The 18638-nt window shown below is 65.0% G+C and carries 17 protein-coding genes; 12 read left to right on the forward strand and 5 right to left on the reverse strand.

The genetic code is table 11. From position 1 onward, the window contains the following. The first annotated feature begins 114 nt into the window (after positions 1 to 114). Genes petA through B5X73_RS05205 form a run of 5 tightly spaced genes read left to right on the forward strand, consistent with a single transcriptional unit; the run spans position 115 to position 3899 of the window. A complete protein-coding gene (gene petA, locus B5X73_RS05185) occupies positions 115 to 714 on the forward strand; it encodes a ubiquinol-cytochrome c reductase iron-sulfur subunit (protein WP_036115004.1) in 600 nt (199 codons plus the stop codon). Further along, positions 714 to 2003: a cytochrome b gene (locus B5X73_RS05190; protein ID WP_036115002.1), complete on the forward strand. Its 1290-nt coding sequence runs from the start codon at positions 714 to 716 to the stop codon at positions 2001 to 2003. The genes petA and B5X73_RS05190 overlap by 1 nt, the downstream gene beginning before the upstream one ends. Continuing rightward, complete coding sequence (locus B5X73_RS05195; protein WP_176167731.1) at positions 1996 to 2751, forward strand: cytochrome c1; 756 nt, start codon at positions 1996 to 1998, stop codon at positions 2749 to 2751. Before B5X73_RS05190 ends, B5X73_RS05195 begins: the two co-directional genes overlap by 8 nt. Before the next feature lie 17 nt (positions 2752 to 2768). Then, complete coding sequence (locus B5X73_RS05200; protein WP_079520839.1) at positions 2769 to 3413, forward strand: glutathione S-transferase N-terminal domain-containing protein; 645 nt, start codon at positions 2769 to 2771, stop codon at positions 3411 to 3413. Between the two features lie 57 nt (positions 3414 to 3470). After that, positions 3471 to 3899, forward strand: a complete 429-nt coding sequence (locus tag B5X73_RS05205; RefSeq protein ID WP_079520840.1) for a ClpXP protease specificity-enhancing factor — start codon at positions 3471 to 3473, stop codon at positions 3897 to 3899. An 86-nt stretch (positions 3900 to 3985) separates the two neighbouring features. Here B5X73_RS05205 and B5X73_RS05210 read toward each other — a convergent pair whose 3' ends face one another. The 4 genes from B5X73_RS05210 to B5X73_RS05225 all read right to left on the reverse strand — a co-directional run bounded on the left by B5X73_RS05210 (position 3986) and on the right by B5X73_RS05225 (position 8093). After that, entirely contained in the window at positions 3986 to 4381 is a 396-nt protein-coding gene (locus B5X73_RS05210) for a DUF3301 domain-containing protein (RefSeq protein ID WP_079520841.1), read from the reverse strand. Positions 4382 to 4496: 115 nt separating this feature from the next. Beyond that, complete coding sequence (gene nadC, locus B5X73_RS05215; protein ID WP_079520842.1) at positions 4497 to 5378, reverse strand: carboxylating nicotinate-nucleotide diphosphorylase; 882 nt, start codon at positions 5376 to 5378, stop codon at positions 4497 to 4499. Positions 5379 to 5455: 77 nt separating this feature from the next. Continuing rightward, the gene (locus tag B5X73_RS05220) at positions 5456 to 7726 is read right to left on the reverse strand and encodes a DUF1631 domain-containing protein (protein ID WP_079520843.1); all 2271 of its coding nucleotides are present in this window, start codon (positions 7724 to 7726) and stop codon (positions 5456 to 5458) included. 76 nt (positions 7727 to 7802) lie between these two features. After that, positions 7803 to 8093: a Trm112 family protein gene (locus tag B5X73_RS05225; protein WP_036114983.1), complete on the reverse strand. Its 291-nt coding sequence runs from the start codon at positions 8091 to 8093 to the stop codon at positions 7803 to 7805. Positions 8094 to 8164: 71 nt separating this feature from the next. Between B5X73_RS05225 and purE the strand changes: the two genes are divergently transcribed. Both purE and B5X73_RS05235 read left to right on the forward strand, forming a co-directional pair. Next, positions 8165 to 8680, forward strand: coding sequence for a 5-(carboxyamino)imidazole ribonucleotide mutase (gene purE / locus B5X73_RS05230; protein ID WP_036114980.1), 516 nt, complete (start codon positions 8165 to 8167; stop codon positions 8678 to 8680). Continuing rightward, positions 8674 to 9831: a 5-(carboxyamino)imidazole ribonucleotide synthase gene (locus B5X73_RS05235; protein ID WP_079520844.1), complete on the forward strand. Its 1158-nt coding sequence runs from the start codon at positions 8674 to 8676 to the stop codon at positions 9829 to 9831. Before purE ends, B5X73_RS05235 begins: the two co-directional genes overlap by 7 nt. 963 nt (positions 9832 to 10794) lie before the next feature. Here B5X73_RS05235 and B5X73_RS05240 read toward each other — a convergent pair. Beyond that, positions 10795 to 11373, reverse strand: coding sequence for a superoxide dismutase (locus B5X73_RS05240; RefSeq protein ID WP_036114975.1), 579 nt, complete (start codon positions 11371 to 11373; stop codon positions 10795 to 10797). 107 nt (positions 11374 to 11480) lie between these two features. Between B5X73_RS05240 and grxD the strand changes: the two genes are divergently transcribed. The 5 genes from grxD to B5X73_RS05265 all read left to right on the forward strand — a co-directional run bounded on the left by grxD (position 11481) and on the right by B5X73_RS05265 (position 18165). Continuing rightward, positions 11481 to 11804, forward strand: coding sequence for a Grx4 family monothiol glutaredoxin (gene grxD, locus B5X73_RS05245; protein WP_036114973.1), 324 nt, complete (start codon positions 11481 to 11483; stop codon positions 11802 to 11804). After that, on the forward strand, positions 11801 to 12574 hold the full coding sequence (locus B5X73_RS05250; RefSeq protein WP_036114971.1) for an SDR family NAD(P)-dependent oxidoreductase: 774 nt from the start codon (positions 11801 to 11803) through the stop codon (positions 12572 to 12574). The genes grxD and B5X73_RS05250 overlap by 4 nt, the downstream gene beginning before the upstream one ends. A gap of 33 nt (positions 12575 to 12607) precedes the next feature. Then, positions 12608 to 13204: a YhgN family NAAT transporter gene (locus B5X73_RS05255; protein WP_036118129.1), complete on the forward strand. Its 597-nt coding sequence runs from the start codon at positions 12608 to 12610 to the stop codon at positions 13202 to 13204. Between the two features lie 211 nt (positions 13205 to 13415). After that, complete coding sequence (locus B5X73_RS05260; protein WP_079520845.1) at positions 13416 to 15122, forward strand: bifunctional ornithine lipid synthase OlsF; 1707 nt, start codon at positions 13416 to 13418, stop codon at positions 15120 to 15122. 580 nt (positions 15123 to 15702) lie between these two features. Then, entirely contained in the window at positions 15703 to 18165 is a 2463-nt protein-coding gene (locus B5X73_RS05265; RefSeq protein WP_036114967.1) for a TonB-dependent receptor, read from the forward strand. Positions 18166 to 18638: the final 473 nt, after the last annotated feature.

An 18638-nucleotide genomic window follows, 5' to 3' on the forward strand; every position in this document is an offset into this window, starting at 1 on the left:
ATTGTACGTGGCTGGTGCTGCCGTTACACTGACTCGATTTAGCGGAAGCCGATTTCCGATACGAGCCGGCGATAGGGGTCCGCATTCTCAATGGCATAAGTTCCGGAGAGCCTGATGGCGAACGAATTCGTCGATCACGGCCGCCGTCGCTTCCTCACCACAACGACCGCGGTCGTTGGCGGAGTCGGGGTAGTCGCGGCGATCGTGCCCTTCATTAAGTCGTGGGAACCAAGCGCAAGGGCAAAGGCAGCAGGAGCGCCTGTTACGGTCGACATCAGTGCCATCGAGGCGGGCCAGAAGGTCACCTTCGCCTGGCGCAGCCTTCCGGTCTTCGTCGTCAATCGCAGCAAGGACCAGCTGGCCCAGCTGAAGGGCCTCGAGCCCCGTCTGCTGGACCCGCAGTCGTCCGATTCGGCGCAACAGCCGAAGTACGCGACCAACGAGAACCGTTCCATCAAGCCCGAGTGGCTGGTCGTCATCGGCCTGTGCACCCACCTGGGCTGCGTGCCGGACTTCGTGCCCGACATCAAGCCCGAGCCGTTCGACGCGAACTGGAAGGGCGGCTTCTACTGCCCCTGCCATAAGTCACGCTATGACTTGTCGGGCCGTGTCTTCGCCGGCGTTCCCGCCCCGAAGAACCTCCCGGTGCCCCCTTATCACTTCGTGGATGACTCGCACATCCAGATCGGTGTCGACCCGGAGGGCAAAAGCTGATGGCCAGCCTTTTCGATTGGGTCAACGAACGCGCGCCGAACCTGGCGCCGACGTTCCGCAAGCACATGACCGAGTACTACGCGCCGAAGAACTTCAACCTCTGGTACTACTTCGGTTCGCTCGCCATGCTGGTCCTGGTCAACCAGATCGTGACCGGCATCTTCCTCACCATGAACTACAAGACGAGTGCGCTCGAAGCGTTCAACTCGGTCGAGTACATCATGCGTGACGTGGAGTGGGGATGGCTCATCCGCTACATGCACTCCACCGGTGCGTCGCTGTTCTTCGTGGTGGTGTTCCTGCATATGTTCCGCGGGATCATGTACGGCTCGTTCAAGCGACCGCGCGAGCTGGTGTGGATCCTGGGCATGCTGATCTTCCTCGTGCTGATGGCCGAGGCCTTCATGGGCTACGTGCTGCCGTGGGGCAACATGTCGTTCTGGGGCGCGAAGGTCATCATCTCGCTGTTCGGCACCATTCCTTATATCGGCTCGTCGCTGGTGGAATGGATCATGGGCGATTTCCTGCCCGCCGACGCCACGTTGAATCGCTTCTTCGCGCTGCACGTCATCGCGCTGCCGCTGGTGCTCCTGCTGCTGGTGGTGCTGCACCTCGCCGCGCTGCACGAGGTGGGTTCGAACAACCCGGACGGCGTCGACGTCAAGCATGGCCCGAAGGGCAATCGCTGGGACGCCGACAAGCCGAAGGATGCCGTGCCGTTCCATCCGTATTACACGGTGAAAGACCTCTTCGGCGTCGGCTTCTTCCTCACCATCGCGGCGTTCATCATCTTCTTCGCGCCGACCTTCGGTGGCTGGTTCCTGGAGCATGACAACTTCACGCCAGCCAACAACCTGGTGACGCCGAGCCACATCAAACCGTCGTGGTACTTCACGCCGTTCTACGCGATCCTCCGCATGATTCCGTCGTTCTTCGGCACGGCGATCTGGGGCGTCATCGGCATGTTCGGCTCGATCCTGCTGCTGGCGCTGCTGCCGTGGATCGATAAGGGAGCGGTGCGCTCCGTGCGCTACCGCGGCCTCGGTTTCCGCATCGCCCTGGGCGTGCTCGTGGTGTCCTTCCTGTCGCTGGGCGCGGTGGGTGCGGGCGTCACGGCGGAGCTGATTCCCGCCTGGTTCCCGCATGCCGACGTCACCACGTGGGAGAACGCCTTCGGTCGCCTGATGGCGCTGGGTTACTTCGGCTTCTTCCTCTTCGTATGGGTCTACACGCGCTTCGGTTTCGAGAAGACCAAGCCGGTTCCGGAACGGGTGACGATGCATGATTAAGCGCTATGTTTTCTCAGTCGCTCTTGCTCTGGGTCTGTTTGTCGCCACGCTGCCCGTCCTTGCCGCCGAAGGTGGCGAGGACCTGCCGTCCGCCGGCACCAACGTCAACGACAGGGCCGCGCTACAGCGCGGTGCCAGGCTCTTCTTCAACTACTGCGTGGGCTGCCACTCGCTGAAGTACGTGCGCTATTCTCGCCTGGCGACCGACCTCGGCCTGTCCGAAGACGAGGTGATGTCCAACCTCAACTTCACTGGTGCGAAGTTCGGCGAACCGGTGCTCTCGCACATGCCTGCCGACGGCGCCAAGGCCTGGTTCGGCAAGGAGCCGCCGGATCTCTCGCTCGAGGCGCGCGCCAAGGGCGTGGACTTCATCTTCAACTACCTCAACGCGTTCTACCTCGACCCGAGCCGGCCGGTGGGCTGGAACAACACGGTGTTCCCGAATGCCTCCATGCCCAATCCCCTGTGGGAATTGCAGGGCCTTCAGGTGGCGGTGCACGGTGAAGCGAAGCCCGGACAGGAAGCCACGGTCGAGAAGCTCGAGCTGCAACGTCCGGGTCGCATGACGCCGGACGAATTCAGGGGCGCCACGCGCGATCTCGCTACCTTCCTCGAGTACACGGCCGAGCCCGCCGCACTCGAGCGCCAGTCGGTCGGTGTGTGGGTGATCCTCTTCCTGGCTGGCCTCACGTTTCTCCTGTACCTGGTGAAGCACGAGTACTGGAAAGACGTTCACGAAGAACATTAAGTTAGGGAGGTCGATGCATGGTCCAGAATGCTCGTTCGCGTGCGGCGCTGACTCTGTACACCAGCGCCGACGACATCCATTGTCACCGGACGCGCCTGGTCCTGGCCGCGAAGGGGGTGGCCTATGACCGGATCATCCTCAAGGCGGACGAGCCCACGCCCGACCTGCTCGATCTCAACCCCTACGGCACGCTGCCGACCCTCGTCGACCGGGACCTGACCCTTTACGACACGCTGGTCGTGGTCGAATACCTCGACGAACGCTATCCGCACCCGCCGCTGATGCCGATCGACCCCTTGTCCCGGGCGCGTCTGCGCCTGGCTACGTGGCGGATCGAGAACGACTGGCTGCCCGAGATCGAGACGATCGGGGAGGGCGGTAAGGCGGCGGAGGGCGCGCGCAAGCGATTGCGCGAGCATCTGTTGCTGTCGGAACCGCTGTTCCGTGCCTCGCGGTTCTTCCTCAATCCGGAAATGAGCCTGATCGACTGCCTCGTAGCCCCCGTGGTCTGGCGTCTGCCGCACCTGGGTGTGGACCTGGGCAAGGAAGGCAAGGCCATCGTGGACTACGGCGAGCGTCTGTTCCACAGCCAGGGATTCGCCCGCAGTCTCACCCCGGAAGAGCGCGACATGCGCCCGGACTTCAATTTCCTGCCCGGTTAGCGTCTTTCGCCGCGTATCCCTTAAACTGTCGTCATGGATACCAATGAAACCGCAGGCATGACCTCCAATCGGCCTTACCTGCTGCGTGCCATCTACGACTGGATCAGCGACAACGGTCTTACCCCGTACGTCCTCGTCGACGCCGGGCAGCCGGGCGTCAAAGTGCCCGCCCACGTCGTGAAGAACGGCCAGGTGGTGCTGAACCTCGCCATGCGCGCGGTGGCCAACCTGGATCTGGGCAACGACCGGATCGGCTTCCAGGCCCGTTTTTCAGGCGTCAGCCAGCAGATCGTCATCCCCGTGCAGGCCGTACTGGCGCTTTACGCGCAGGAAAACGGCCAGGGCATGATGTTCCCGGTCGACGAGAACGACACCGCGCCGGCCACGGCGATCGAAGCGGTCGACGACACCGACGCCCCACCGCCCACCGGTGGCGACGATGACCGGCCCAAGCGCGGCGCGCCGCACCTTCGGGTCGTCAAATAAAAAAAACCCGCCGGGAGGCGGGTTTTTTGTGCCGGGCGACAGGCAAGCTCCGGCAGGAGCCAGCCCTGCTGGCGATTCCGTATCCCTCAGTGCAACCGCCGCCGATCCGCCAGCGAAATCACGTTCGCCCCATGCACGATCGAATCGGTAGCCACCACGGTCTCCAGCTCGGGCGAATCGGTTCCCGGCAGCGAATAGCTGGCGATCTCGCTCCCCGCCATCCAGAGACGCGCCATCTGCCGCGACTGGCCGTCGATGCTTACTTCAAAGCCGTAGCAGCGCTCGAGGCGGCGGACGCCATCGACCCCCTGGAGCCGCACGCCGCGCAGCCCGACCGACTGATCGAGCAGCTGCAGGCCGTAGCGTTTGCATAGCCCTGTCGCGGCGCGTACGGCGACTTCCCTTGCTCGCGTCAGTCGATACCAGCTCGCGATACCGCCTGCGAGGACGAGAAGCCAGAAAAGATCGCTGAAAGATGCCATGGCGTCAGTGTGTGGCCGATTCCGCGTGTCTACAAGTCCCTGGGCGGGAAGCTTGCCGCAGGAGCGCACGACAGGGCGCTCCCTTGCAGGAGCGCACCCTGCGCGAGAAGCCGACTCAACCGCCTGGATGCTTCACATCCAGTCTCAGCGACAGATCGATCGCCCGCACATGCTTGGTCAACGCGCCGCTGGAGACGAAGTCCACGCCGGTCCGCGCGATCGCATGAATGGTGTCCAGCTCCACGTTACCCGACACCTCGAGTGGAATCCGTCCGGCGGTATACGCCACGGCCTCGGTCAGCATTGCCGGGGTGAAGTTATCGAGCAGCGCACGATCGGCCCCCGCCGCGATGGCTTCCGCCAGCTCGTCCATGGTCTCCACCTCGACGATCAGCGGCAGCGTGGGGTGAATGAGGCGCGCCGCGTTGACCGCTGGCCGGATGCCGCCCGCCGCGATGATGTGGTTTTCCTTAAGCATCATCGCGTCGAACAGGCCGATACGGTGGTTGGTACCGCCGCCACAGCGGACAGCGTATTTCTGCGCGCGACGCAGCCCCGGCAGGGTCTTGCGCGTGTCGAGAATGCGCGTGCGCGTGCCCGCCAGCGCGTCGACATAGCGCGAGGTCACCGTCGCCGTCGACGAGAGCAGCTGGAGGAAGTTGAGCGCCGTCCGCTCGGCGGTGACCAGGGCACGTGCCTGACCGGCGAGACGGCAGATGGGTGAGCCGGCAGTCACGCGATCGCCGTCGTGGGCCAGCCACTCGATGCGAACATCCGGATCCAGCTTGCGGAACGCGGCGTCGAACCAGGCGGTTCCGCAGATCACGGCGTCCTCTCGACAGGTCAGGACGGCGGTGGCGGTGGCCTCGGGGTCGAGCAGGTCGGCCGTGGCGTCACCGGGGCCGATGTCTTCGGCGAAGGCGCGATCGATATCGGCAAGGATCTCGGCCGCCGGCGGCAGTGCGTCGGTCAGCGATGGCGAAGCGGTGGAGGTCATCGGAAGGATGCGCCCGTGGAAGAGGGCGCTACCTTATCAAGACTCACCCGTGCGCGGTGTAACCCGCGCGGGTCGGGTCAGGGCCTGGCTTCGGCCTCGGGCGTACGCAGCCGCTCGACGATCGCGTCCATCGCACGATCGAACAGCATCGACGAATCCAGTACGCGGGCATGGCCGCTGGCGAAGGCCTGCGCAAGACCGCCGAGGCTGTGATCGGCGACCTTCAGGCCACGACGGTTGACGAAGAGATAGCGGCCGCTGATCGGGCTGACCCACGAAAGCTTCGCGCGATCGGTGCTGCCGTCTTCGGCGGTGAACTCAAGCCACTGGCCGACTTTCAGTTCACGGGCCTGAGCGAGATTGCGCTCGTCGAAGGCTTCGTCGGGGAGCGATTCGTCCTCGGGCTCCGGTTCGACCGTTGGTTCTTCGATCGCCTGGATGGCCTCGGGCAAGGGCATCACGCTGGTGACGAGCGTGCCCGATTCCGTCTCCGGCACGGACTCGCCGAGCTGCTGGCGATAGAACGCGTGCAGCTGGGCGAGCAGTTGCTCGGTGTCGGCCTCCTGAAAGGCGACGGCGGCGAGACCGCGACGCAGCGAGCGTTCGATCGACGGCAGAATGGCCCGAAGGTCGCGTCGGCCGTTGAGGTCGTAGACCGGACGCGCGCTGGCGATGAAATCGTCGATGAAGCGCAGCGAGTCGCGGAATTCCTGGGCTTCTTCGCCCTGACGCAGGAGGGTGAGCACGATGTAGTTGGCCCACGCCCGCGTCAGCACGCCGTAGATCAGGGGCGGCAGCGCGGCACCGTCGACGCGGCCGACGATTTCCTGAGCGGCGCGGCGGCGCGCGTGCTCGAGCTTCTCGCGACCGCGGGTGGATTCGGCGACACGCTGCTCGGCGAGTTCCGCGCGCTTGCGGCTGATGTCGAGGAAGTCCTGTAGCTCGGCCGCGAGACGGTTGAAGACGGCGACGTCGTCGTCGAAGTCATGCAGCAGCCGCTCGACGATGGATTTGATCTTGTCGAACAGGCGGCCGTCGCGATCGGCTTCGGCGGACCAGCCCTTGGCCGCATCGGCGAGCGCGTCGAGCAACTGACGCGCCGGGTGCGATTTTTGCGCGAACATCCGGCGGTCGAGCAGCGCGACCTTGAGGTAAGGGATCTGCAGGCGCGCGAGCATGACCTGCATCTCGGCCGGCAGGTTGTGATCTTCGAGGATGAACTCGAACAGCATGCCGACAAGGTCGATGGTGTCCTCGTCCACGCCGGACACGTGTGCGGTCTGCTGACCGCGCAACTGGCCGATCTGCGCGAGCAGCTGTTCCTTCAGCTGGGCGACGTCGCGCGTGACATCGGCCTGGCTCGCCATCGGTACGGCGGTCCCGGGCATGCCGGCGATCTGGCTCTGCAGCAGGGTCAGCGCACCGAGCAGCTCCGTCGCGCTGGGCAGCGGGCCGGTAGGCAGCGGAGCGCCTCCGGCGAAGCCCTCTGTACCCACCGTGGTGCCGCGACGCGCCGAGAACATGGCGTGCAGCGACTGCATGAACTCCGCCGCCGCGGCGTCGGTCACCGGCGCGGCCGTCTGTGGAGCGACCACAGACGAGGCTGGGCCTGTCGGGGCGGGCGCATCGCTGCGACGGGTGACGATCTCGTGGCGCAGCTGCGGCAGGACGCCCGCGGCGGCGAGCTCGTTATTGATGTCGTCGTAGAGCTCGTCGATGCCGGCGAGCACGTAGCGATCGAACAGCTTGTAGATGATCAGCTTGACCCGGACCTCGACCATCAGCTCGCGCATGGCCTGGCGGAACGCGGCGGCCAGCGAGGCGGGGCCTACCGGGTTGGACGCGTCGTCCATCCGGGCGCCGCCGCAGATCACCGACAGGCGCTGATTGACGGCAAAGAGGGCGCGCGCAAGGCGCTGCTCGTTCTTGCCGATCATGCTGGTGATCGCGAGAGATTCCTCGAGTTCGTTTTCGCCGACAAGGCTGAGCTCGATATTGGCGAGGGGGCGGGCGTGGGCGTCGGCATCGGGTGCGCGCGTGCGCCCGGCGGAAAAATCGGCCAGATCCCGGGCGACCTGACCCAGGAAGGTGCGCTCGACGATGGCGCGCTTCTTGCGCACTTCACGCATGCCGTCGAAGAACTGGGTCTGCGCGGCGTTGTTCTCGGCCTTTTCGGCCAGATCGAACAGAGCGTCGTCGATGTTCTCGAACATGTTGGTGGCCAGCGCGTGCAGCCGCTTGGTCGCCAGGCCACGCACCGTGACCAGAAGCGCGCCCACACTCTCGCTGCGCGGATCCAGGCGCTGGCTGAGATCGATCACATTGGACGGCTCGCTCGCGTTACTCATCGCGCATCTCTGGATTCAACGGCCCCCGCCTGAGGGGCCATTGTGCGGGAACGAATGCTTTAAATTGTGACGGACGTCACGGATTCTGCGCGAGACCGGATTCCGGAGTAAAGCCCGTCAACTGGAGGGTGCCGATACCCGCTTCGGGGAGCATGACGGGGATGCCGTCCTCGACCCGGTAGACGAGCTGGCCGTCGGTGGTGATCAGGCCTTCGGTCAGTGGCTCGGCCACTTTTTCCCCGGCGACGGTGTCGACCGAGCCGGCGCGGATGGCGCCGTTGAGGTTGTCGCGCTCGGCGGCCGTCAGCGGACGCAGGGGGCGCTTGCTGACCGGGCAGCAGAGGATATCGAGGAGACGCTTGTCCATGAGAGCGGCCGCGGAGGCCAACCTGTAGATCGGGAATGCACTTACAATAGCGACTTTTGGGTGCCCGGGCCATGATTTCCAACGAAGGTAACGAAGCGAGCGCGCCGCGCGTGGGCGTGGTGATGGGCTCGCGATCGGACTGGGAAACGATGGAGCATGCCTCCGCCACGCTGTCCCGTCTGGGCATCGTCCACGAGGTCCAGGTGGTCTCCGCCCACCGCACCCCCGACCTGCTTTTCAGCTACGCCGAAGCGGCCCGTGGCCGTGGCATCCAGGTGATCATCGCCGGTGCCGGTGGCGCCGCCCATCTGCCGGGCATGATCGCCGCCAAGACCGCGCTGCCGGTGTTCGGGGTGCCGGTACAGTCCAAGGCGCTGAACGGTATGGATTCCCTGCTTTCGATCGCGCAGATGCCGGCCGGTATCCCGGTCGGTACCCTGGCGATCGGCCGTGCCGGCGCGACCAATGCCGCCCTGCTGGCCGCCTCGGTCCTGGCGCTGCACGACCCGTCCGTCGCCACGGCCCTCGACACGTTCCGCAGCGACCAGACCCGCACCGTCCTCGATAACCCGGATCCGCGATCGTGAGCCGCAAGCTCCCCACGGTGGGGATCCTCGGCGGCGGGCAGCTGGCGCGCATGCTGACCCTTGCCGCGGCACCCCTCGGCATCCGCACGCTGGTGGTCGACGGTACGTCCGACGCCTGCGCCGGCCAGGTGGCCGAACTGATCGTCGCCGACTGGTCCGACGACGCCGCGCTGGCTGATTTCGCCCGGCGGGTCGACGTCGTCACCTTCGATTTCGAGAACGTTCCCGCCGCCGCCGCCGAGCGTCTGGCCGGGCTGGTCGACGTCTTCCCCAATCCGCGTGCGCTCGCCGTGGCGCAGGATCGTCTCAGCGAGAAGACGCTGTTCCGTGAGACCGGCCTGGACACGCCCGAGTTCGAAACGGTCGACACCCGCGAGGACCTGGTCCGCGCGGTGGCCCGTATCGGCGCCCCGGCCATTCTCAAGACCCGTCGGCTCGGTTACGACGGCAAGGGCCAGTTCCGTCTGAAGACGGCCGGCGACATCGACGCGGCCTGGGCCGCCCTGGGTGAAGCGGCGGGTAAGCACGGGCTGATTCTGGAAGCCTTCGTGCCGTTCGATCGCGAGCTGTCGGTGGTGGCGGTGCGTGGCCGCGATGGCTCGTTCCGCGCATGGCCGTTGACGCGCAACTGGCATGTCGACGGCGTGCTCTCCCTGAGCCTCGCTCCCGCCCCGGGTACGTCCGACGAGCTGGAGCAGGCGGCCACGGCGCATGCCCGCGCCATCGCCGAGGAGCTCGATTACGTGGGAGTCTTCGCGCTGGAGCTGTTCGTCCGCGGCGGCGACCTGCTTGGCAACGAGATGGCCCCCCGCGTGCACAACTCCGGCCACTGGACGATCGAAGGCGCGCACACGAGCCAGTTCGAAAACCACATCCGTGCGGTGCTCGGCCTCCCGCTGGGCGACACCGGTGTACGCGGCGCGAGTGCGATGCTCAACTGGATCGGCGACATGCCGGATCCGGCGCCGGTGCTTTCGGTGGCCGATGGTCATTGGCATGACTACGGTAAAGAGGCTCGCCCGGGCCGCAAGGTGGGCCATGCGACGCTGTGCGCCGCGGACGCCGGCAGCCTGCGGGCGAAGCTGGCCGAGGTCGGTGTCGGCCTTGGACGGGAGAGCCAGGTAGCTCCGGCTGTTGAACTGCTCGGGTGATTGGTTAGGGCGTTTGGGTGTGGTCGGGCTCGGCTTCGCCCTCGCGTTTGGCTTTGTCGCGAGCGTTCGGTGTCGCGGTAAGAGCCGGCGGGTGTGACCCTCGAGGCCACGCCTGCGGCGACCCCTCAGGGAAGGGCCGCTACCGCGGCCGTGTATCAATGGCCTTCGGCCGGGTCGGGCTTCGCCTGGGGGTTTTCGAGTCGGCTGTCCCTGCCTCCCCGAAAACGGCCGGTCATCCCTGACCGTCCCCGCTGCGCGGCCTTGTCCAGTCGAAGCCCTCGCCTGCGGCTACCGGCCTCGAGGGTCACACCCGCCGGCTCTTTCGTGCACTGAGGTGGGGTGGTGATCGAGCGGGTTTCGGCTTCACCGCTTCGTTGGCTTTCGCCGACAAGTCGGCTCCTACGCTAGTCGTCGCACGTCGCACGTCGCACGTCGCACAGCGCTCTTGCCCCTGCGTCGCAACGACCCTGTGGGGTAGGAGCCGACTCCGTCGGCGGACCCTCAACCTGGCTACGGCGAATGAGGCCATACGCAACAGGCAAGCGAGCGGTCCCCGCCACGAAGCGAACCGCCGCTCGACCAACCGATGCCTCACCGTCCGAAAGAGCCGGCGGGTGCCACCCTCGCGTCCGGTAGCCGCAGGCGAGGGGTCCGACTGGAAGAGGCCCGCAGGGGGCCGGTCATGGATGACCGGCCGTTTTCGGGGAGGCAGGGACAGCCGACTCGAAAACCCCCAGTCGGAGTCCGACCCGGCCGAAGGCCATTGATACACGGCCGCGGTAGCGGCCTTTCCTTGAGGGGTCGCCGCAGGCGTGGACGCGAGGGAGGCACCCGCCGGCTCTTGCTCGTACCGCGCGAACGCGGCAAGCCAAGTGCGATGGCGAAGCCGAGCCCTCAAAGCAGTAAACAAAAAAGGCCAGGTCTGAACGACCCAGCCTTTTCATTGAGCAGCTGAAGGAAACCTCAGGCGAGGTTCTTGGCCGCGAAGTCCCAGTTCACCAGATTCCAGAACGCTTCCAGGTACTTCGGACGCGCGTTGCGGTAATCGATGTAATAGGCGTGCTCCCAAACGTCCGCCGTGAACAGCGGCTTGTCGCTGCCGGTGATCGGGGTAGCGGCGTTGGACGTGTTGACGATGGCCAGCGAGCCATCCGGACGCTGCACCAGCCAGGTCCAGCCCGAACCGAAGTTGCCGGCGGCCTGCTTGGCGAACTCTTCCTTGAACTTGTCGACGCCACCGAAGGCCTTGGTCAGCGCGTCGGCGAGCTTGGCCGGCGGCTCGGCGCCGCCGGGGGCGCGCATCGAGTTCCAATAGAAGGTGTGGTTCCACACCTGGGCGGCGTTGTTGAAGATGCCGCCCGAGGACGACTTGACGATCTCTTCCAGGCTCTTGCCTTCGAACTCGGTGCCCTTGATCAGGTTGTTGAGGTTCGTGACATAGGTCTGGTGGTGCTTGCCGTAATGGAACTCCAGCGTTTCAGCGGAGATGTGCGGCTCCAGGGCATTCTTTTCATAAGGGAGCGGGGGAAGTTCGAACGCCATAGCGGGACTCCTTAGCGGTGGCTGGGGGGAAAGGGCGTGGCGAGGGGCGCGGGGCCCACACTGCTACACTACGCAACTAATCGCATTCTAATGATGAAACCCGACCTATGGACGTCGTAGACGAGATCAAGGCCATCGTGGCGGCCCATCCGATCGTGCTTTTCATGAAAGGCACGCCGGAATTCCCTACCTGCGGCTTCTCCGATCGCGCCGTAAAAGCGCTCGACGCCGCGGGCGCGGTCTTCTTTCCGGTCAACGTCCTGGCCGATCCGCGCATCCGTGCGGGGCTGCCGCATTACTCGAACTGGCCGACCTTCCCGCAGCTGTTCCTGCTGGGCGAATTCATCGGCGGCTGCGACATCGTGGAAGACCTGCATTCGGCCGGTGAACTCAAGCGCATGGCGGCCGACGTCGCCGGAGCCGATTCGTGAGTCCGTTGCCGTCAACGCGTCTTCCTGACGACTGGTCTCCCGCGCCGGGCCTGCTCGCGGGTCGTGTGCTGGTGATCACCGGTGCCACGGGCGGCCTTGGCGGCGAGACGGCGAAGGCGGCGATCCGCGCTGGCGCCTCCGTCGTGATCACGGGCCGCAAGGTGCGTGCGCTCGAGAAGCTTTATGACGAGCTGGTCGCGCTCGGCGGTACTGAGCCGGTGATCCATCCGCTGGATCTCGAAAGCGCCACGCCGGCCGACTACGCGTCGCTGGCCGACGGCGTCGAGAAGGAATTCGGTCGCCTGGACGGCATCGTGCATGCCGCCGCGCACTTCAACGAACTGACGCCGATCGCCATGCACAAGCCGGACGACTGGCTGCGCGCGATGCAGGTCAACGTCTCGGCGCCGTTCGCGCTGACCCAGGCCTGCATGCCCCTGCTGGGCAAGGCCGGGGACAGCGCGGTGGTCTTCGTGCTCGACGACCCGGACCTGCTTTCCCGCGCCCATTGGGGCGGCTACGGCGTGTCCAAGGCGGCGGTCGAGCGCATGGCGTCGGTGCTGCACGCGGAGAACGCGCGCGGGGCACTGCGCGTGCATGCCGTGTTGCCGCCGCCGATGCGCACGGCCCTGCGCCGCGCTGCGTACTTCGGCGAAAACACCCTCGACAAGCCCATGCCGACCGCGTCGGCGGAGGCCATCGTCTATCTTCTGTCCGGTGCCGGCGCGGAAACCCGCGGCACCGTACTCGATCTTCGCCCGACCCACTGACCGCGTTATAGGAGTTACCCCATGGAAGCGCAGATGACGACGTTGTCCGCGGGCATCCTGCTTTTCCTGATCATGGACCCCCTGGGCAACATCCCGTTGTTCCTGGCCCTGCTCAAGGATGTGCCCCCCCAGCGCCGCCGCAAGGTGATGGTGCGCGAACTGCTCATTGCCCTCGGCGTGCTGATCGGCTTCCTGTTGGGCGGTCAGTACATCCTCAAGGTGCTGCAGCTGCGCCAGGAGTCGGTGAGCATCGGCGGCGGTATCGTGCTGTTTCTGATCGGCATCCGCATGGTCTTCCCGCCCGTGGAAGGTGGCGTATTCGGCAAGCCGGGCGAGGGCGAGCCCTTCATCGTGCCGATGGCGATCCCCGGTGTCGCGGGTCCGTCGGCCATGGCGGCGCTGTTGTTGCTGACCAATTCCCAGCCGGGCCGTACGGCGGAGTGGGGCATCGCCCTGTTCCTGGCCTGGCTCGCCACCTCGGTGATCCTGCTCAGCTCCACCTTCCTGTTCAAGTGGCTGGGCGAGAGCGTCCTGACCGCGCTGGAGCGGCTGATGGGCATGCTGCTGATCGCCTTGTCGGTGCAGATGTTCCTGACCGGGCTGTCCGCCTACCTGCACATTGCCGTGTGACCTTCCGCCCATTGTCGCAGGAACGTACGCGGCGGTAGGGTTGCTGTCATAATTGCCCGCGAGCATGCACGGGACGGGCGCGGTCCGTCCGGGGCATGCGTCGATGGCCCTGACGAGGGGCAGCTGAGGACGTTCGAAGGCTTATGAGAAACCACGACTGCGCACCGGCCCCGTTCGGTTTGATCCGTTCGACGTCAAGGGAGCCTAAGTCATGCTGAGCATCGATCAGACCCTCCAGGAACGTCTGCCCTGGCTGGCCCAGCACCCGCTGATTCGCAAGCCGCTCGTCGGCATGCTGGAAAAGCTGGCGCATGAGACCCGCTTCAACAAGACGCTGGATCACGCTGGCGCCGCCCTGGGCTTCGACTTCTGCGAACGCACCCTCGACTATCTCGGGGTCAGCTGTCGCATCACGGAGCGAGAGCGCGAGAACATTCCTGTCGAAGGCCCGCTGATCGTCGTCGCCAACCATCCGCTGGGCATGGTCGACGCGATCGCGCTGCTGCAGATGATCGGCTCGGTGCGCCGAGACGTTCGTATTCTCGGCAACGACGTACTGGCTGCCGTACCGCAGCTGGGCCCGCTGCTGCTGCCGGTCGACGTGTTCGGCAAGGGCTCGGCGTCGCGCATGCGCAACGTGTTCCGGGCCATCCAGGCCGGCGAAGTGCTGGTCATGTTCCCGGCGGGCGAAGTGTCGCGTGTCGGTCCCTCCGGCGTGCGTGACGGCAAATGGTCGGATGGCTTCGCGCGCATCGCGATGAAGTCCGGCGTGCCCGTGCTGCCGGTGCACATCGCCGCGCGCAACTCCGTCGCTTTCTATGGCCTGTCGATGCTGGCCAAGCCGCTGAGCACCGCCATGCTTCCGCGCGAAGCCACGTCGGGCCACCAGCGCGTGACCTTCCGCATCGGCAAGCTGGTCGATGCCGATGAACTCAAGCAGGTCAGTGGTGGGTCGGCCGAGCAGGCCGCCAAACTCATGCGCCGCCACGTTTACCGTGTCGGCCGCGGCCGCGATCTGGTCTTCGGCGGGCAGACCCCGCTGGCGCATCCCGAACCCGTCGAGCGCGTCGCGGCGGAGCTGGACAAGGCCGAACTGCTGGCCGAGCTGGCGGATGGCAAACGCATCTTGCTGCTGCAAGGTTCGCCCGACAGTTACGCGCTGCGCGAGATCGGGCGCCTGCGTGAGCTCACCTTCCGTCGCGTGGGCGAGGGCACCGGCAAGCGCCGTGACCTCGATGCCTACGATCCGTACTACGAGCACCTGGTGTTGTGGGACGCCAAGGCGTTGCGCATCGTGGGCGCCTACCGGTTCGGTCATGGCGGTCGCCTGATCGCCGAGCGCGGCATGACCTCGCTCTATACGTCGAGCCTGTTCGATTACTCCCCGGCGCTGGAGTCGCGTCTGGCGCAGGGCCTCGAGCTTGGCCGCAGTTTCATCGCTCCCGCTTACTGGCGCTCACGTGCGCTGGATCAGCTGTGGCAGGGCATCGGCCTGTACCTGCAGCGCCATGCCGACGTGCGTTACCTGTTCGGTCCGGTGAGCATGTCGGTCAGCATGCCGCGCGAGGCGCGTGAGTGGATCGCTGCCGCCCACCAGCATTTCTTCGGTGTGCAGGGGCTCGCGGCGGCCCGCCAGCCGTTCGTGATTCCGCAGTCCACCATCGAATCGGTGCGCGCGGAGCTCGAGGGACTGGATCCGGCGAGCGGCCTGGGCCGCCTCAAGCATCGCCTCGATGCCCTGGGTGTCACCTTGCCGGTGCTCTATCGACAGTACGTCGATCTGGTGGAGCCGACGGGCGTGCAGTTCCTCGCGTTCGGTGAAGACCCGGACTTCGCCGGTTGCGTGGATGGACTGGTGATGCTGGATCTGGCGTCGCTGAAGCCGGCGAAGCGGTCGAGGTATCTGGGGAAGGGCTGACTGGGTCCTCTTGCGAACGTCGCCTGGAGAACCGCTTGGGAGACTGGGCGGTTTTTTTTGTCGCTGATTCTTCGCTGCGTTGGCGGTCGCCAGCAGGGCTGGCTCCTACAGAGCGGCGCGGGGTAATAATTAGCCGGGGTTACGGGGTGATGGCCGCGCTGATTTGCCGCGCTGGAAAAATGCCTATTCCCGATCTGTAAAAAAAGGTCAGATAATCGCTAAACTGTCATTATGTGAGGCTAAGGTGAGGCTTAGCGCTCCGGTCGCTGCGCTTGGTGCGCAACGGCTCTGAAGGCTCCCCAATCCGGTCGTTTCCTTTCGTCCCGCTCGTTGAAGTGGGCGATTCGCTGTGGCCGGTCAAAACGTTTTTTCTTGCGGTGATCGTAATAAATATCGAAAAGAAATAATCGAACTTAATTACGATCAGGGTATTAATTGCATAAACGCGGAAATTAAATAACGGCCTCGCGAGAGGCTCGTCAGGGAAGGCTTTTGGCTTGACTGCCGCGACGCGCACGAGGGGTGCGCGGCGCGAACTCACGATTTCACCCTCAAAACCACGTTCTTTCAGGAAACTGCGATGACCCGTAACTCACTCTCGGCCGCGATCGCCTTGACCCTTCTTGTGGCTACCGGCGCCGCTTCGGCCCAGGACGCCCAGAGCACCCAGGCCAGCAGCACGCAGAGCCAGCGCGCCACGGCCACCAGCACGTCCAACACCTCCAATGACAACGCGACCCGTCGCGCCTCGCAGGCGATGGAAGCCGTGCAGGTGAAGGCCGACTCGCTGTCGCTCGGCGGTGGTCTGATGTCGATACAGGACGCACCGAAGGCCGTGTCCACGGTTTCCCGCGATGCCATCATTCAGGCGGCTCCCGGCGTCAACTTCACCCAGGCGATCGACTCGATCCCGGGCGTCGTGTCGTCCACCGATGACTACACCGGTCTGAACGACGGTAACGCCTCGGTTCGCGGCTTCGGTCTCGACGAAGTGGGCGTCACCGTCAACGGTGCGCCGATCAACGACAGCGGCAACTACAAGATCTACGCCTCGGAGTACGGCGACGCCGAGAACATGGGCGACGTGACCGTACAGCAGGGCTTTCCAGACAACAGCACCCCGATCTCCGGCGCGGCCGGTGGCTCGATCGCGTGGGTGACGGTCGATCCGTCGCACACGGCCGGTCTGGACGTCGCACAGTCGGGCGGCAGCAACAGCTACCACCGCACCTTCATTCGTCTGAACACCGGTGACATCGGTCCGGTGCGTTCGTGGTTGTCGTACTCGGACAACGAGACCAACCTGTGGCGTGGCCGCGGCAAGTCGAAGGTGACCAAGGTCGACGAGAAGTCGGTCTGGCGCATCGACGACAAGAACTCGGTGACCTTCTCGGTGCAGTACAACCGCGAAGTGAAGACCAACTACGAGTCGCTGACCAAGGCTCAGGCCGCCGCCGATTACAAGCAGAGCTACCTCGGCACCTACACCCCGGGCAGCACCAGCAGCAACTATTACGCGCTGCACCAGAACCCGTTCCGTAACTACCTGGCCAGCCTGGACGGTGAGTTCACCCTGTCCGACAACCTGCGCCTGTCCGTGGTCCCGTACTTCCAGTACGGCCTGGGCGGCGGCGGTTCCGGCTCCACCTTCACCGAGAACCCGCTCGCCACCGGCAACTACTACAAGTCGGTGCCGTACGATCTGAACGGCGACGGCAAGATCAGCGGCACGCAGCTGGTCAACTCGTACAGCTACTCGACGACCTACCGTCCCGGCATCATCGCCAAGTTCAACCAGGATCTGTCGGACAGCAACAGCCTGGAATACGGCGTGTGGGCCGAGCGTCCGCGTCAGAGCCAGGGTCAGGTCTTCGTCCCGGTCGACTATGCCACCGGCGTGCCGATCGATACGTGGGCCGAGAAGGGCTCGCGCATCAAGTACCCGGACGGCAGCACGCAGAAGGCGTACAGCCAGTACACGACGACCACCAACGCCAAGGCGTTCGTGACCGACAACTGGAACCCGACCGACAAGCTGACCCTGACCGGCAGCGTGGCGTACATCTGGTCCAAGCGTGATGGCGAAGTGGCGGAATTCCCCGGCTCGGCCGGTGCGATCAATGCCGCCGGCAAGGTCACCGTCACCCCGACCAACGTCGGTTACGGTTCGTCACCGGTGGACACGTTCCACAAGTGGACGCCGACGGCGGGCGCCAAGTACCAGCTCAACGACGAGAACCAGCTGTATTTCGGCATCGGCAAGACCTTCCGTGCGCCGATCAACGGCGCGGTGCTGAGCAACTCGCTGTACGGCTATGGCACGGCCAACGCTGGCGCGCTGCCGAACAAGCCGGAGTCGTCGACCAGCGCCGACCTCGGCTGGCGTTATTACGGTGAGCGCGCGTCGCTCAGCGTCGACGCGTTCGCGGCCAACTTCAACAACAAGCAGGTGTCGGGCTACGACGAGGTCACCGGCCTCAGCGTTTACACGCAGCTGGGCAAGGTGCACAACCGCGGCATGAGCCTCGAGGGTAGCTTCAAGTTCGACGAAAACTGGTCGGTGTACGCCAACTACACTTACCTGCAGTCGCGCATGGAAGACAACCTCGACTCGCTGGGCGACGGCATCTATTACACCAAGGGCAAGACCCTGCTGAATGCCCCGCGCAATGCGGCCTACGTCGCGCTGAACTACAAGAATGGCCCGTTCTGGGCTGCGCTGAACGCGAAGTACCAGGGCGCGATCTGGGGTGACTGGTCGAACACCGAAAAGGTCGGTGGTTACACCACCCTCAACCTCAACGCGGGCTGGGATTTCCCGGACTTCTCGACCACGTTCCGCAAGCCGTTCATCAAGATCAACGTGTACAACCTGACCAACCGTCAGGCGCTTACGTATGCCAGCAACGCCGGCGCCTTCCTCGCCAGCAACCCGAACAAGATCAAGGACGCGAACGGCACCACGCTGTTCACCTCGGCTCCGTACTACTCGGTGCTGCAGGACCGCACGTTCATGGTCACGGTCGGCGCTTCGTTCTTCTGACGAAAGCCGGGGGAGGGCGATACCGCCCTCCCTTCTCAGCGACACGACGATCGCCCTTCGAAAGAGGGGCGATTTTTTTTTGCGTGGCGTTTGCGCCGTTCCGGCCTCTCCCCGCTTGCCCGATGCGGCTTTGGCCCGATCGCCCGAGTCGGCTTTTCCCCGTGCGCCGGATTCGGCTTTTGGTAGGAGCGCGCCCTGCGCGCGACCGGTGCTAGCGGGACCCTCGATCGCGCGCAGGGCGCGCTCCTACAAGAGCCGGTTGGATTCGTGTTGGGCCGGATACCGCAGCGTTTCGCGATTTGGATCGTGACAATCCACGACGCGCCCATGTGTTGTTGCGACTCACATGACCGCGATTCGTTGCGACCGGCTGTAGTGGTTCTTACACGAAGCGAGCGTAAGCTGCCTTTGAAAAATAAATATCCACCAAAAACGGCACGTTAGACAGCAAAACGGCCTGCCTAGGAAAAAGT

Source organism: Luteibacter sp. 22Crub2.1 (genome assembly GCF_900167995.1).
Classification (GTDB): domain Bacteria; phylum Pseudomonadota; class Gammaproteobacteria; order Xanthomonadales; family Rhodanobacteraceae; genus Luteibacter; species Luteibacter mycovicinus.